The sequence below is a fragment of the Pseudoalteromonas sp. Z9A4 genome (genome assembly GCF_011378845.1).
Taxonomy (GTDB): domain Bacteria; phylum Pseudomonadota; class Gammaproteobacteria; order Enterobacterales; family Alteromonadaceae; genus Pseudoalteromonas; species Pseudoalteromonas arctica.
The window spans coordinates 41,732-57,161 of sequence record NZ_WTLA01000012.1 but is presented as its reverse complement, the minus strand read 5'-3'; the positions used below and the strand labels follow the sequence as shown (position 1 = coordinate 57,161).

Annotated in this window: 11 protein-coding genes; 4 read left to right on the top strand and 7 right to left on the bottom strand. The window is 39.0% G+C overall.

Annotation, left to right across the window (positions count from 1 at the left end; translation table 11 throughout):
- Positions 1 to 87 precede the first annotated feature (87 nt).
- The 4 genes from GQR54_RS10695 to nirB all read right to left on the bottom strand — a co-directional run bounded on the left by GQR54_RS10695 (position 88) and on the right by nirB (position 5,411).
- A complete protein-coding gene (locus GQR54_RS10695; RefSeq protein WP_166377597.1) occupies positions 88 to 1,350 on the bottom strand; it encodes a nitrate regulatory protein in 1,263 nt (420 codons plus the stop codon).
- Positions 1,351 to 1,624: 274 nt separating this feature from the next.
- Positions 1,625 to 2,488, bottom strand: coding sequence for a uroporphyrinogen-III C-methyltransferase (gene cobA, locus GQR54_RS10690; RefSeq protein WP_166377596.1), 864 nt, complete (start codon positions 2,486 to 2,488; stop codon positions 1,625 to 1,627).
- Positions 2,489 to 2,497: 9 nt separating this feature from the next.
- Complete coding sequence (nirD, locus tag GQR54_RS10685; protein ID WP_002959861.1) at positions 2,498 to 2,851, bottom strand: nitrite reductase small subunit NirD; 354 nt, start codon at positions 2,849 to 2,851, stop codon at positions 2,498 to 2,500.
- Positions 2,838 to 5,411 (bottom strand): nitrite reductase large subunit NirB, encoded by a 2,574-nt coding sequence (nirB, locus tag GQR54_RS10680; RefSeq protein WP_166377595.1) that lies wholly within the window; start codon positions 5,409 to 5,411, stop codon positions 2,838 to 2,840. Before nirB ends, nirD begins: the two co-directional genes overlap by 14 nt.
- Before the next feature lie 395 nt (positions 5,412 to 5,806).
- On the opposite strand from nirB, the gene GQR54_RS10675 reads away from it, so the two are divergent.
- Positions 5,807 to 7,963: a pyridoxamine 5'-phosphate oxidase family protein gene (locus GQR54_RS10675; protein ID WP_166377594.1), complete on the top strand. Its 2,157-nt coding sequence runs from the start codon at positions 5,807 to 5,809 to the stop codon at positions 7,961 to 7,963.
- A gap of 116 nt (positions 7,964 to 8,079) precedes the next feature.
- Here the strand turns inward: GQR54_RS10675 and GQR54_RS10670 are convergent, their stop codons facing one another.
- Entirely contained in the window at positions 8,080 to 10,152 is a 2,073-nt protein-coding gene (locus GQR54_RS10670) for a TonB-dependent receptor (RefSeq protein WP_166377593.1), read from the bottom strand.
- Between the two features lie 200 nt (positions 10,153 to 10,352).
- Here GQR54_RS10670 and GQR54_RS10665 point away from each other — a divergent pair, with 200 nt between their 5' ends.
- Positions 10,353 to 11,270 carry a LysR family transcriptional regulator gene (locus GQR54_RS10665; protein ID WP_166111391.1) on the top strand — a complete coding sequence of 306 codons (918 nt, stop codon included), beginning with the start codon at positions 10,353 to 10,355 and terminating at the stop codon, positions 11,268 to 11,270.
- Positions 11,271 to 11,432: 162 nt separating this feature from the next.
- The gene (locus GQR54_RS10660) at positions 11,433 to 12,377 is read left to right on the top strand and encodes an ABC transporter substrate-binding protein (RefSeq protein ID WP_166377591.1); all 945 of its coding nucleotides are present in this window, start codon (positions 11,433 to 11,435) and stop codon (positions 12,375 to 12,377) included.
- A gap of 455 nt (positions 12,378 to 12,832) precedes the next feature.
- Here the strand turns inward: GQR54_RS10660 and GQR54_RS10655 are convergent, their stop codons facing one another.
- Positions 12,833 to 13,456, bottom strand: a complete 624-nt coding sequence (locus tag GQR54_RS10655; protein ID WP_166377590.1) for a glutathione S-transferase — start codon at positions 13,454 to 13,456, stop codon at positions 12,833 to 12,835.
- A gap of 114 nt (positions 13,457 to 13,570) precedes the next feature.
- Between GQR54_RS10655 and GQR54_RS10650 the strand changes: the two genes are divergently transcribed.
- The gene (locus GQR54_RS10650) at positions 13,571 to 14,488 is read left to right on the top strand and encodes a LysR family transcriptional regulator (RefSeq protein ID WP_166377589.1); all 918 of its coding nucleotides are present in this window, start codon (positions 13,571 to 13,573) and stop codon (positions 14,486 to 14,488) included.
- Between the two features lie 88 nt (positions 14,489 to 14,576).
- On the opposite strand, the gene GQR54_RS10645 is transcribed toward GQR54_RS10650, so the two are convergent.
- Positions 14,577 to 15,428 (bottom strand): universal stress protein, encoded by an 852-nt coding sequence (locus GQR54_RS10645; protein WP_166377588.1) that lies wholly within the window; start codon positions 15,426 to 15,428, stop codon positions 14,577 to 14,579.
- Positions 15,429 to 15,430: the final 2 nt, after the last annotated feature.

Sequence of the window (15,430 nt, the reverse complement as noted above, 5' to 3'; positions counted from 1 at the left end):
ATCGTGAAATTTATAACTGAATAAATAAGTATTATGTAGAGTAGTGTTCTTACTAAAGAGCAATACGCCCAAGTAAAAACAGCATATTTAATCGCTCATTTGTATAATTGTTTGCGCTACGCTAAATAAGGTTTTATGTGTATCCATTGCTTGTTTTTGTAGCTGTTTATGGGCTTGCTCTTCAGTGAGTTTTAACTGTTCAATAAGTATATATTTGGCTTGGTGAATTACCTTTTGCTCACTAATTACTTTTTTAGCGTCAAGTAACGCTTGGTTTATTTGTTTAATATGTTGGCTTTGCTCGATAATTAAATCGTACATACTTTTATTACTATTGAGCTTATCAGCCGCTATGTTTTGGCTTACTTCTGGCTCTGGTTGCTTAACGGCTAATTGACCAAAAGTAGGGGCTATGTGTTGCTCTACCATATTGTTAAGTACCTGCTTATTTGTATTTAAGCTACGTTGAGCACAGGCTATTTGCATTGCTGCGGTATCAATTAACTGATCTGCTATATTTTGTTCAATTTTGTGCATTATATCTATGCGCGTAGTGGTTACTTCGTACCATACTTCGCTAAGTTGTGAGAGCGGTTGAGCGTTCTCGTCATCGAGTTTTTGCAGTAAACTTCTAAGTTGCTCTACCTGATTATTAACCTGATGGGTTGTTAGTGTGGCAAAACATTTTAAAAGGTGCGCATCGGCGTACTCATTAAAAAAGTCAAAGCTGTGGTTTTGCTCTTGTACAAAATGCGCGAGTTGTTGTTTTTGTTCTGTGGTAAATTTACTCGCTGCAAATGCTTGTGCACCACAGGCACGCTCTTGTCCTGCGTATTCTTTACCTTGCATAAAATTAAAAAATGCGACTAATAAGCGCGTTATTTTGGGATCGCTTGCGCCATCAGCTGCCTCTAAAATAATATTGAGTAAACTAGCAATTAACTGCGTGTACGACTGCGTAGCATGCACCGCACTAATGTTTTGTTGTGCTATTTGCTTGCGCAATACCGGTAATGCATCGAGTGCTTGTAAGCTATAGGTAATTAAATTAAATAACCGAGTATGGCCAGTATCGGCGTTGTCGTTTATAAATGTTTGTTTAAGAGAATCATAAAATGCAGTTTGTGCGCTGTCGCTTAAAGGGATTTGTTCTTGTAATTGGGTTTTAAATCGCTCTCGATTTGAGGCCAAAAATATATTACTCATTGCGCGTTCTTTTTGTAACTGATGTACAAAATCGCCTAATTTAGTAAGCGAGGCACAACTGTTTTGTAATTGCTTTAGCGCGTGTATTTCTTGATACTTTGCTGCTAATAAAAACTGTTTTGTGAGAGGATTGCTTGTCGCCATTGGTATTATTCCACACTTTTTTGTTTTTAAATTGCAACCACTGTTCCAATCATTAATAAATTTCATCATTGAATTTAAAATCAAGCTAATACAATTGCTTAAAGTATTATTTTTGTTTTTCACTGTGTTTCTATAATTTAACTTACCATTACTTTTAACTTATTTGGTGCATTTAAGCATGTTATTGCACACAACTTGAACCCAAATTAAAAACAAAAAAAGCGCCTACTCCTGGGGAGGTAGTAAGCGCGAAAAGTGCATTATTCATTTTGTATCATGCGTTAACATTTACACTGTTTAGTAACTCTGGGCTGATAGCCATTTTATGATTTATTACTTCGCCAATCATAATTAGGGTAGGGCCTTGAAGGTTGTGTTTAGCATGCTCATTTACTATCAGTTCAAGCGTACTAGTAATTACCTTTTGCTTAGTTGTAGTGGCATTCTCTATTAGTGCAATGGGTGTATTACTTGGCCAGCCCACTGATTGCAAACCATTACTTAGCGTTTGTAAGCGCGAAAGCCCCATATAAACCACTAAAGTGGGGTTGTTGTTTCCAGGCATAAACGCGTAATTTTGCCAATGAGGTTGCTTGTTAGGATCGGCAAACTGCGCCGTTAAAAATGTAACACTACGCGCTACATCGCGTGCAGTGAGCGGAATACCCGTATAAGCGGAAGTAGCACAAGCCGTTGTGACACCCGGAACAATAGCAAAATTAATATTATGCTTAGTAAGCGCATCGGCTTCTTCGTTAATACGTGCAAATATACTCGGATCACCGCCTTTTAAACGTACTACGTTTAAGCCTTGTTGCGCGTATTTAACCAGTAGTTCGCAAATGTTAGTTTGGGTCATTGAGTGCTTACCAGCACGTTTACCTACAAATACTCGCTGTGCTTTTTTAGGAAGCGTTTTTAATAAATCATCGCTTACTAACCAATCGTATAAAACAACATCGGCGGTATTAATTAAACGCTGAGCTTTTACCGTAATTAGCTCTGCGTCTCCTGGGCCGGCACCAATTATATAAACGTTGCCGCTTTTAGCACTGCGATCACTTGAGCTTGTTAGCTTAGTAACAAGCTTATTTAGCCACACGTTTTCAATACCCGAAAAATAAGACAGTACACTCATAATATTCCCCTAAGCCACAGCTGTTGTAACTTTTGGTTCAGAGCTTATAAATACACTGCCGTCTTCAATTTTTGCATTAAAAACCGGTAAGTGTATTGCTTCTGCTTCTAAACATTCGCCTGTTTCTAGGCAAAAGTGTTGCTTATATAAAGGCGATGCAACAACTAATTTATTGTCGATTGAGCCAATAATGCCACGCGATAATACATTGGCTTTGCCAATAGGGTCGTAGTTGCTAATGGCAAACACAGCCGTTGGGTTTTGCGGAATATAAAAAATAGCCACTTGCTGATTATTAACTAATGCGCATACGCCGCTATTAGCCACTAGGTTGTCGATTGTTCCAATATTATGCCAAGACATCAGCTTGCTCCTCTTCAACTTCCATTACAGGAATACGGTTTTGTGTATTACGTTGCTCACGTTTTTCGGCTTCTGTAGCAGGGCGAATTTGGTTACGCTCTTGCACAAATAAAATGTTGTCGTCGGTTTCGGGGCTATTAACAAACTGGCGGAATCGTTTGGCTGCATCTGGGCTTTCAATTGCTTTTTTCCACTCACACGCATAAGTTTGCGTAATTAATTCCATTTGCGCTTCTAGCTCGTCGCAAATGCCTAAGCTGTCGTCAATGACTACGCTTTTAAGGTAGTCTAAACCGCCTTCAAGATTTTCCATCCATACCGACGTACGCTGTAATTTGTCAGCCGTTTTAATGTAAAACATAATTACGCGGTCAATATATTTAATCAGTGTTGGCGTGTCTAAATTGGTCGCAAATAAATCAGCATGGCGAGGGCGCATACCGCCATTACCACACACGTATAAGTTCCAGCCGTTTTCGGTGGCTATAATGCCAATATCTTTACTTTGTGCTTCGGCGCATTCGCGAGTACAACCCGATACCGCCATTTTAAATTTATGCGGCGCACGTAGTCCCTTATAGCGGTTTTCTATTTCTATTGCGTGTCCAACGCTGTCTTGCACACCATAACGACACCACGTACTACCCACGCATGATTTAACGGTTCTAAGAGACTTACCATAAGCATGACCTGTCTCAAATCCGGCTTCTATAAGTCGCTCCCAAATAACAGGAAGCTCTTCTAAGCGTGCACCAAATAAATCAATACGCTGACCGCCAGTGACTTTGCAGTACAAGTTAAAATCTTTTGCTACTTGTCCAATTACAATGAGTTTGTCGGGTGTTATTTCGCCGCCAGCAATACGCGGTACTACAGAGTACGAACCATCTTTTTGCATATTTGCTAGGTACGTATCGTTAGTGTCTTGTAAGCCAACATGAGCGGGTTCTAAAATAAAGTCGTTCCATGTTGAGGCTAAAATAGAGCCAATGGCAGGTTTACATATTTCACAGCCATGACCACTGCCGTGTTTAGTTAGTAAGTCATCAAAGCTTTTAATGCTTTCTACTTTCACCATGTGCAGTAGTTCTTGGCGTGAGTACGCAAAGTGCTCACATACATGGTTGTTTACTTCAACACCGCGGCTTGCTAATTCGTTATCAACAACTGATTTTAATAACGCGGCACAACCACCACAGCCACTTGCTGCTTTAGTACATGATTTTACAGAGGCTAAATCGCATGAGCCGCCATCAATCGCACCTACAATGTCGCCTTTACTCACATTGTGACATGAACAAATAGTGGCTGTGTCGGGTAGGGCACTGCCAGATAACGACGGCGCGCCGCCGCTATCTGGTAAAATTAAACACTCAGGGTTTTCTGGCAAGTCCATGTCGTTAAGCATGTACTGTAATAAAGCATCGTAATCGCTGGTATCGCCAACAAGTACAGCGCCCAGTAATTTATCGCCTTTTTCACTTAGTATGATTTTTTTATAACAGCCGCGAATAGCGTCTTGATATATAAGCTCTTTACAGTCTGGCGTTTTTGCATGAGCGTCGCCTATTGAGCCTACTTCTACACCTAACAGCTTAAGTTTTGTGCTCATATCAGCACCTAAAAACTCAAGCTCGCCGCCACTTAATTGGCTCGCTGCAACGCGCGCCATGTTGTAACCCGGTGCAACTAAGCCAAATAGTTTTTTGTCCCACAAAGCACATTCACCAATGGCTAAAATATCAGGATCTGATGTTTGGCATTGGTTATTAATAATAATACCGCCGCGCTCACCGAGCTCTAAATCAGCAATTTTACCTAGCTGATCATACGGGCGAATACCGGCAGAGAACAAAATCAGATCTGTTTCTAAAAATGACTCGTCCGAAAAATTTAATCTAAAGCGACTGGTTTCGCCTTTTACTATTTCGCTGGTTGCTTTTGATGTATGTACTGTTACGCCGAGTTTTTCTATTTTATTTTTTAGTAGCGTACCGCCTTGTCCATCAAGTTGAACAGCCATAAGTTGTGGCGCAAATTCAACTACGTGGGTATCAAGCCCTAGTTGCTTAATGGCGTTTGCGGCTTCAAGCCCCAACAAACCACCACCAATAACAACACCGCTTTTACTTACAGCGGCACTGGCTTTTATTTGTTCTAAATCTTCTAATGTGCGATACACCAAACAATGGGGTTGGTCGTTACCTTTTATAGGCGGCACAAACGGAAACGATCCTGTCGCGAGTATCAGTTTGTCGTATGGGTATTGCTCACCGGTTAATGTGGTCACTATTTTTGCTGTTCTATCAATGCCTTCAACCCACTGGCTGGTATGCACATTAATATTAAGCTGTTTATAGTTGTCGTGAGTTGTAAGTGCTAAATCGGCGGCTGTTTTGCCATCAAATACACTTGATAAGTACACGCGATCGTATGCAAGATTTGCTTCTCCGCAAAGTACAGTAATGTCTGCGTTGGCATCGCTTTGGCGCATTTGCTCAACAAAGTGGTGTCCGACCATACCATTACCAATAATGAGTATTTTTTGCGAGGTTTGCATAGGGCATTCCTTAAAGTGACGGTTTAAATACAAATAACAAAAAAGCCCGCCACAAATACGCATTATGCATAATTGAGTGCGGGCTTCTTTGCCGATGGTTGCTAATAGCTATTGTGTTAACAACCTAAATTTTTGCCGTAAGTAAAACGGGCTTGTTAATAGAATGTTTGCAAAAATACAGCCAGTTTTTTAAGTTATTGTTTAAATAGTATTTAATGTATTTTTAGAGTGAGGATAAAACCTGTTTTGTTATATGTTGGTGCGCGCCTGGCACTAAGAGGGTGCAAGTATTGTCATTGTTTTGTGCATTATCAGTCAATAAAACACCCATTATCATTCATTGTGTATTGAGTTAAATTTAACCCATAAAATACGCACACAAATTTACGAGAAAAATGACTAACACAAACTCAATAGATGCTTCACCTTTTCACGAAGGCGAGCTGGCAATACAAGACAAACTCGGTAAACGAGAAATAATGGAAACATTTGGTAAACGTGCCGTGCGCTCATTTATGCCAAAGCAGCATCAAGCCTTTTTTGAGCAGTTACCATTTGTGGTTGCAGGCAGTGTTGATGAAAACGCTAATCCGTGGGTATCTATTGTTTCAGGACAGTCAGGCTTTTTAAGCGCCCCAACTCCTACGTCGTTATTAATGACCCACGCTGTTGATAAAAACGACCCTCTACATAACACATTAAAGATTGCCGGTTCGCCAATTGGTTTATTAGGCATTGAGCTAGGCACGCGTAGGCGTAACCGTTTAAATGTGCGCGTAGGTGAGGTAATTGACGATAATCAGGTGAGTTTTAATGTTGATCAATCCTTTGGGAATTGCCCACAGTATATTCAAACGCGCGACTTAACGTTTAATAGAGATCCTTTAGTTAAAAGTAGTGCAGTACAAAAAGTTGAATTTAATACACTTGATAACGCAGCCAGTACGTTAATTGACACAACCGATACATTTTTTGTTTCAAGCTTTATAACCGCTAAAAACAATCCAAAAATTGAAGGGGTTGATGTTTCTCACCGTGGTGGGTTGCCGGGTTTTGTAAAGCGCGAAGGCAACACATTAACGATTCCTGATTACGCAGGAAACAATTTTTTTAATACCTTGGGTAACTTTTTATTAAACCCAAAAGCAGGTTTGTTATTTCCTGATTTTGACACGGGCAATGTATTAATGCTTACCGGCAACGTTGAAATTTTATGGGACGGGCACCCAGAGCTTGAAGGCTTTATTGGCGCAGACCGAGGCTGGAAATTTACCCTCACTAAAGGAATGAGGCTTAAAAACTTACTCCCGTTTAGTGCTAAATTTGATGCTTACTCCCCTAACACTAAAATGACGGGCACGTGGCTTGAGGCTGATAAAAACAAACAAGCCGAAAAACTAAAACATACTTGGCAGCCTTTAAAAGTAACCAAAATAATTAAAGAAAGTAATGTAATTACCTCCTTTTATTTAGAAGGGCATAACAATACAACCTTGTTACCGTTTAAAGCAGGGCAGCATTTAACCGTACAAATACCAAGTAAAAATAGTAGCAATAGCAATAACAGTAATAGCAAACCTGTTATTAGAACCTACACCGTGTCATCAAGCCCTCATGAACTATTTTATCGGTTATCGATTAAAAAAGAACTCAGTGGCGAGGTGTCTAACTACTTTCATAATAACGTAAAAGTAGGCGACGTTATTTTAGCTAAATACCCACAAGGGCAGTTTTTTATTGACCCAACCAGTACCAAACCAGCGGTATTGATTGGTGGAGGAATAGGCATTACACCTATGATCTCAATGGCTAAACACATTGCCAATGAAGGGTTAAGAACCCGTTATACTCGCCCGTTGCATATTTTTCACAGTGCTAAAAATGCCCAGCAGCGTGCGTTTTATAACGAGCTAAAAACACTTGCAGATACAAGTGGCGGCGCAATTGATTACTACTCACTTTTATCTCAGCCTGAGCTTGATGAAAAGCAAGGCAATGGCTCTAATTCAAAAGATGAGAGCTTTAATTTAAAAGACAAAAACTTTGATTTAAAAGGGCGCATAAATGCGGATGTGTTTAGATACTATTTACCACTTGATGATTACGAGTTCTTTTTATGCGGACCTGCTGCGTTTATGCAGCACGTATATAACGAACTGTTATTGCTCGGTGTGCAGGATAAAAACATATTTGCTGAAGCATTTGGACCCTCCAGTATTAAGCGCAAAGTACTTAACACAAACGAAGCGCCTAATAAAAGCAAAGAGATTAGCGTAGAAGAAGCAGACAACACTGTAATTAAATTTAGTAAATCGGGCTTTGAACAGCGTTGGAATAAAGGTGACAATACATTACTCAATGTAGCCGAATCCCATGGTTTAGAACCTGAGTTTGGCTGTCGAAACGGCAGCTGCGGCAGTTGCGCTGTAAAAATAAACGCAGGCGCTGTGGTTTATCGCAATAACGTAAGTTACCCAGTAAAGACAGGGCAGGCGCTAATTTGCTGCGCCGTACCTGCTAAAGGCGTTGAGGTGCTTGATTTAGAGCTGTAGTTGTTAATATAGCGTTTTTAAATACAGCGCTTTTAAATACAAAACTATGCGCTAAAACAACTGTTTTTTGTTAATCAAACGGAGCGTTTTAAAAACGCTCCGTTGAATTACTTTTATTAAAACTCAAAATTAAAACTGACCGTAAGCCTTCTTCCGTCTAGCACAACGCCGTAGGTTTCATTAGTCACTACACGGTCTGTAACATTGTATAAACCAGCCATTACTTTCAGATTATCAGTCATCCAATATTGTGCGCCTATGTCCATCATGGTGTAGCCGGGTGTACCATCACTTAAGCTTGTACGGCTTAAATAGTCAGTGGTTTCACCACGGTAGTTTACACGACTCCATAAATTTATCGTGTCACTCGCATCCCAGTTTAAGGTAGCATTAGCCATACTCTTGGGTATTTTATTTAAAGGCTCGCCTGCAAAGTCTCCAGATTTTTGCTCAGAGTCTGTAAAAGAGTAGTCAGCTTTAAAGCGAAGGTTGTCGGCAATACGGTAGTTTACAGTCGCTTCTACCCCTTGCATTTCTGCCTCTGAAATATTTTTTTGCGTACTCAAAAATTGATAAGTGTTCCCACTGAATTCACATTGATAGTTTTCAAAATCATTTCTATCAATATTTTCACTAATACAGTAGCGATCTTCTGCTATTTTATCATCAAAATCAGTATGATAAAACGTTAAGCTGGTCGATAGTCCAATTTTATGATCGTTATAAATAAAACTAACTTCGTAGTTAACGCTAGTTTCTGGATCTAAGTCAGGGTTACCTATTATCAGGGCACGTGAAATGGATGTTCCAGTGGAAGATAGGTTAGGAGATCCGCCCCCGCCTGTGCCTCGACCAAAGCCTGCAGTAGCTTGAGATAATGAAGGCTGAGTATACCCTGTAGAAACCCCTCCTTTAACAGTAAAGCGGTTATTTGCATGCCAGTTAGCATAAATCCTAGGTGACCAATGAGAACCAAATTGCTCATCGTTATCGTATCTTAAACCGGTAGTTATGGATAAGTCTTTTATAAAGTTCCATTCAACCTCAGTAAATAAAGCCCCAATCCATCGGTCAACTGTATCACTGGCAATAGCCACGTTGGCATCTAGCAAACCATTCGTTTCGTCAACAAGTTCTTCGGTTTTATATCGTGCACCCACAGTATAAATATGTTGCTCTGCTGCATAAGTTGCAGATGTATTAAACGTAATTATTTCTTCTTTTTTATCTTCATCTTGCACGCGTTCAGATAAATCTTGCTGAAGATAAGTGTTTGTTGTTAATTTTCCGTAATTACCCATATGGGTGAGGGAGTACATTTGTTTTTCAAATTCGTACTGTGAGCCTTCTGCATCAATAGCTATTGAGTTACCTGGTGTATGCTCAAAATCAATATTTGATGTATCGTAGGCTAGACTCACCTTGTTTTTATCATCAACGGCCCAGTTAAATTTAACCCCAAATTGGGTTGTATCTGAGTCTGGGCGGCTAGCAGTAGCGTCGCCACCGCCAGAGTAATCACTTTCATCTGTATGTTGTATTGAGCCTGTAAGCTCCATGCCTAATACATCTTTAATTAACGCACCGCCAGCGTAAAAGTCGGTATTGTATTGATCATTACTCACATCATTCATAGATGAAGTATAGCTTGCGGCTAAGCTTGCGGCCCATTGTTGTGGAGCCGTACGAGTAATAATATTAATCACTCCGCCCATTGCTTCAGAGCCGTAAAGTGATGACATAGGACCACGAATAACTTCCACACGTTCAATCATTGCAAGTGGTGGAATACCTATTTGTTTACCCCCATCTGAGCCATTAGTATTTACTGAGCGACCCGCCGAAAGAGGACGACCATCGACAAGGTATAATGTGTATTGATCATCCATACCACGGATACTAATATCTTGCATATTACCGCCACCAGTTACATATACGCCTGGTATATCGCGAACAGCATCAACAACAGTGGTATAAGATTGTTTGCGTAGCTCTTCTTGTAATATGACCGAAATAGATGCGGGAGCATCTATAATTTTCTGCTGATAACCGGTTGCTGTTACAACCATTGTTTCCATTTCATTTGTTTTTTCTGCCGCTGAAGCGCTCATGGCTATAGGGATCAAAATAGCGAGAGGTAACTTTTTACAGGTCAATGGTACTAACTTCGACATTGATCGTTTGGACATTAAAATGTTCTCCTTTACATGTAGGCCTAAATTCAAGAGTGCAAATGATAATACTTATTGTTATCATGTAAAGGAACTTAAATGGAACAATGTGTTGCCAAAGTTGCAACACATGTTGATCGTTTGCTCGTGTAATGGCTAATTTATTATTATGTAAATTAGCCGTCACTGAGCGTATTAAACGCAGTAGGGATGTTGCAATGCCTCAATTTAAAGAATTACGTAGTTTTGTCTCTGTGGTTAGTTCAGGAAGCTTATCAAATTCGGCAAAAACACTGCAGTTGTCTAAATCAACTATTAGCCGACATCTTAAAAACTTAGAGCAAGATGTAGGGAGTATTTTACTTAAAAGAATGCCTAACAGCTTGGTGCCTACAGAGGCGGGGCTGTGTTTTTATGATTATTGTGAGCAAATACTAAGTATAGCGAAAGAAGCTAAACAAGAATTAGATACCTTAGATGAAAAAGTACAGGGTGAAGTAGTTATCTATGTTGATACCGGCTTATTAAGAGGATGGCTAGGTGATGTTGTTACTCAGTTTTTAACGCGCTTTCCAGATGTTAGCGTGACTCTTAAAACAGATATAAAATCTAACTCAAACCAATGGCAAGACAATATTTTGCTTTGTATGGGGCAGTTACCTGAATCCAGCCAACGCCAAGAAAAACTCTGTATTCTTTGGCAGGGGGTATTTGGTAGTAAAGATTACTTTAAGTGTAACGGCTATCCTAACTCACCGGAAGATTTAATAAATACTCACTGGTTACAATTAATTGGCAATAAAAATGAGCAGTTAGTTATGACAAACCAAGGAGGAGAAACATTAAGTGTACCAGTTCCTTCGTCACGAATTCAGTCAGATCAGTTGGTGTTACAAGGAGATGCAATAAGCCAAGGGCATGGGCTTGGTTTATTACCTCTATGGCAAGCAAACATGCGTCTTAATGCTCACCCCGAATGCTTTGAGCGTTGCTTAAAAGACTGGGTAGGTCATCCTGTTCCTATTTGGTTATGTTATCCTTTTGGTAAATTAGCCAAAAAGCAGCGTGCTTTTATAGAGCATATAAAAAGCAATTTACCGCAGGAATGGGATAATGAGCTTTGCCAAGAAATGTAAATTTTATTTAGTATTACTTAGACAATTTATTTTAAGTGTTTTAGAAACTGCAACGTAAAAAACCGCTTTTTAATCAATAAAAGTAAATGCTACTCATTATCATTTAATGTGTGGCATGCTAGCATGTCCTTAATATGTTCATAAATTAAAAAGGAAATATAAATGTACGGCATACTAATAAAAATATTTTTTATAGCTGGTTGTAGTTTTTTCTCAGTAGCTAGCTTTGCTAATTACCCAATAACAATTAGCCAAGGGAATACCCAAGTTGTTATAAAAAAAAAGCCTATAAAAGTAGTTGTATACGATTTAGGTGTACTTGATACATTAACAGCACTTGATGTTGATGTAACAGCGGTTGCTAAGGGAGTGTTTCCTGAGTATTTAGCTCATTATAACTCCCCAAACAAAGCAATAGCGGGTAGCTTATTTAAGCCAGACTTTGAGGCACTTAAAAAAATTAAACCTGATTTAATTATAGTCGGACCACGCAGCCGTAGAGCATTAGATAAATTAACTGCAATTGCACCTTCCATCGATTTAACATTAAGTTCCGATGATTTTGTCTCTAATATTAAAAGAAATATTATATTACTGGGTGATGTTTTTGAAAAACAACAGCAAGCAAAGTTATTGTGGAACAATCTAAATAATAAAATTAATGCTTTACAGGCTAAAGCAATGGGTAAAGGGCCAGGGCTTGTTTTATTTACTGTAAAAGATATGTTTATTGCGCACTTATCTGGAGACAGATTTGGTATGGTGTATGAACTACTTGGTATAAAAAGCCCAGATAAAATTAATAAACCACAGCTAAAAGATAACGATAAAAGCCAAACTAAAGTGCAAAAAGCCAAACAAGCTGCAGTATTAACAAAGGATTATATGGCAACAAAACCAAATTGGCTGTTTATACTCGACAGAGGTTTAGCAACTGGGGGGCAAAGCAATATTGAGCAAGCTTTAGCAAAAGCACCGTTTATAGAAAACTCTCAAGCGTGGCAACAAAAACATGTTTACTACTTAAACCCAACGCAATGGTATGTAATAACAGGCGGCTATACGAGTGTTCTTAATACCGTGAACGAGTTAAATACTATTTGGTAAACATTTTTATTAAAGGTGAGCTGATTATGAATATTTGCTCACCAATTCACTTTAGTTAGATACAAAACGGATAGCGAAAAATTGAAATGAGCGGCATATCTGGTGATCATAACAGAATTTAGCTCAGGACTTTTAAAATTTGCAATAGATAGCTTTATTAGCTCTAGCAGAGTAATTCAGTACCTGTTGTCAGATTGATTACATACCTTCAAATGCCAAATGAACAGGCATAAGTCCCTCATGAACGTCTCAAAACGCATAAGTTTCGAAGATATTATCATAAATAATTTTTAAGTTATTGTAATCAACTCTTAACCCATAATGTTGACCATCTAAGTTATAACCACTTAGGTGAATATGATTATTATGTGATGTGAGTTTACTAAAATAGTTGATTTTATATCGTAAAAAAGAGGCTTAATAGCCTCTTATAAAACAGTATTAAATACTTAAAACTAAGCCAGTAAACCTGCTTTTGTTTCAGGCATTGCTATAAAGCCATCAAGTTTACGAACGTTGTTTAACCATCTTAAAATATTTGGATATTGCTCAAGTGATACGCCACCCTCTGGTGCGTGTGCTATGTATGAAAAGTTGGCAATGTCGGCAATAGTAGGCTGAGTGCCTACTAAGTACTCGCGATTTTGTAAATACGCATCCATTGTTTTAAATAATGTATGGGCAATGTTTATCGCGTTTTGATGATCAAGCTCTGCGCCAAATACAGTGACTAAACGAGCTGCACACGGACCTGAAGCCACAAGCCCTGCAGCAACGCTCAACCAGCGCTGAATGTGCGCTTGAACAGTTACATCTTCTGGGTACCAGGTTCTGTTAGCATCAAATTTTTGTGCCAAGTACAGCAAAATAGCGTTTGAATCGTTAATAACGTCATCGTTATGTTTAAGTACGGGTACTTGCCCAAAAATATTCATTTTTAGAAAGTCAGCTTGTTTTTGTGCGCCGTTTTGCAATGCAACATCGACCATATTTACATCAAGCTTTAAAAGCGATGTAAATAGCTCTGCACGATGTGAATGACCAGATAAAGTAAAACGGTATAGCGTTAGGTTGCTCATGGTTATCCTGTTTTTAATTTGAATAGTAATTTTTAATAACGCTATTCTTTCACTATTATCAGTATTGAAAAACCGAGCTAGTAAGGAATTAATGTCAATGCTATATTGACAATCATGGATACTATTATTGGCATTAAAACAATCATCGCGGTTGTTGAAACAGGCTCTTTTACAGCCGCAGGCGACAGACTAGGGCTTTCAAAGGCGCTGGTCAGTAAGTACGTGGGCATTGTAGAGCAAGACTTAGGGGTTAGATTATTTAACCGCTCCACGCGCAGAATTTCGATTACCGAGGCGGGGCAAAGTTATTACGCAAGCGTAGTGCCTGTAATTGAAAGCTACAGCGAAATGCTCGATAACTTATCGGGTCAAACAGCGCTTGCTAGCGGCAAGCTTAGGGTGAGTGCGCCGGTGTCGTTTGGCGAATCAAACCTTGCGCCGTTAATGCCTGAATTACTGAGCCGTTATCCTGATTTAAGTATTGATTTAGTGCTTTCAGACAAAACAATTGATTTGCTAGAAGAGGGGGTTGATTTAGCAATAAGAATTGGCAGTGTGTCTGACTCTAATTTAATCGCGAGGCAAATTACCAGTTACCCTTTAATTTTATGTGCATCAGCAGATTATATTCAGCGCTTTGGCGCACCAGCGAGTGTTGACGAGCTTGAGCAACATGCTACGGTGATTGATAGCAACTTTAAAATAGGTCGCCATTGGCCTCTCGTTTCACCTAGTGGCGAGGCATTAACGGCAAGCGTAAACTCGCGTGTTTCGGTTAATAATCCACAAGCTGTAAAAGAGGTGGTTGTAGCGGGTGGCGGTATTGGCTTAATTCCTGAAATAGTGGTGAGAGACGATATTGCATCGGGTAAACTTGTACAGGTTATGCAAGGTTATAAAACCTTTGAGTTTGGTTTATTTGCTATTTATCCGCATAGAAAGTTTGTGGCTCAAAAGGTCACGTCGTTTATTCAGTTTTTATTTGAAAAGTTTGAAGCTAAGCCAAAAACAAAAAAGCCTAAAATCAGTTAAGTGATTTTAGGTTTTTTAAAGTGGATTATTAAAATATTATTTTAAAATAGTTACTTAATTAAAAGTGGCGCTTACTTAAAACAACTACTTACTTTAATATAATAACTGGCACATCGTTGTTTTCGAGCATTTTAATGGTATTACTGCCCACAAAAAACTGCCTTAACTTCGAATGCCCAAAAGCCCCCATAACAATCAAATCAATGTTATTTTGCTCTTTGTATTGCATTAACGAGTCGAAAATATTGCCCTCTAAAAAGCTTGCAGACACTTCAAAACCCATACTACTGAGTTTAAATTGAGCGTTAAGAAACTTCTCTTCTAAGTTCTTCTCATTATTATTAATACTCACTAAATGACAATGAAGCCCATGTAATAAACCGCCATCAATAACTTGTTGCAGTGCTTTGTCGGCTGTTTCGCGACCATCGTACGCAATCATAAATGATTTAGGCTGCTTAAACTTTCTAGAAATAAGCAATATTGGTTGCGAGGCGCTACGCACGAGCGTTTCGATGTGTGAACCAAGTGCATTTAAATCAACACGATGATCAACACCATTTCGACCAATAACGATTAAGCGAGTATCATCTTTAAAATCAATAATAGCGTCGATTACATCACCGTGACGTTTAATTAATTCATAGTTTTGAATATGAGCAATTTTTGCTTTTACAGCAACCGAGTCGAGTAATTCATCTGCTAGTTTTAAAGAAATTTTACTACGGTGTTCATCGAGTTTTGTCATTTCTTCAAGCAAAGCCGATTGAGCACCTAAACCAATCGTACCGGTGTAGTTACCTACATTAGTTTGTTGTATTTTTTCAAGCATATGTATAAAGCTAATTGGTTTATTTAGCTTTTTCGAAGCCCAAATAGCAGCTTCGGTTACAGCGTGTGTAATGACAGAGCCATCGATACAGGTAATTATTTTTTTCATTA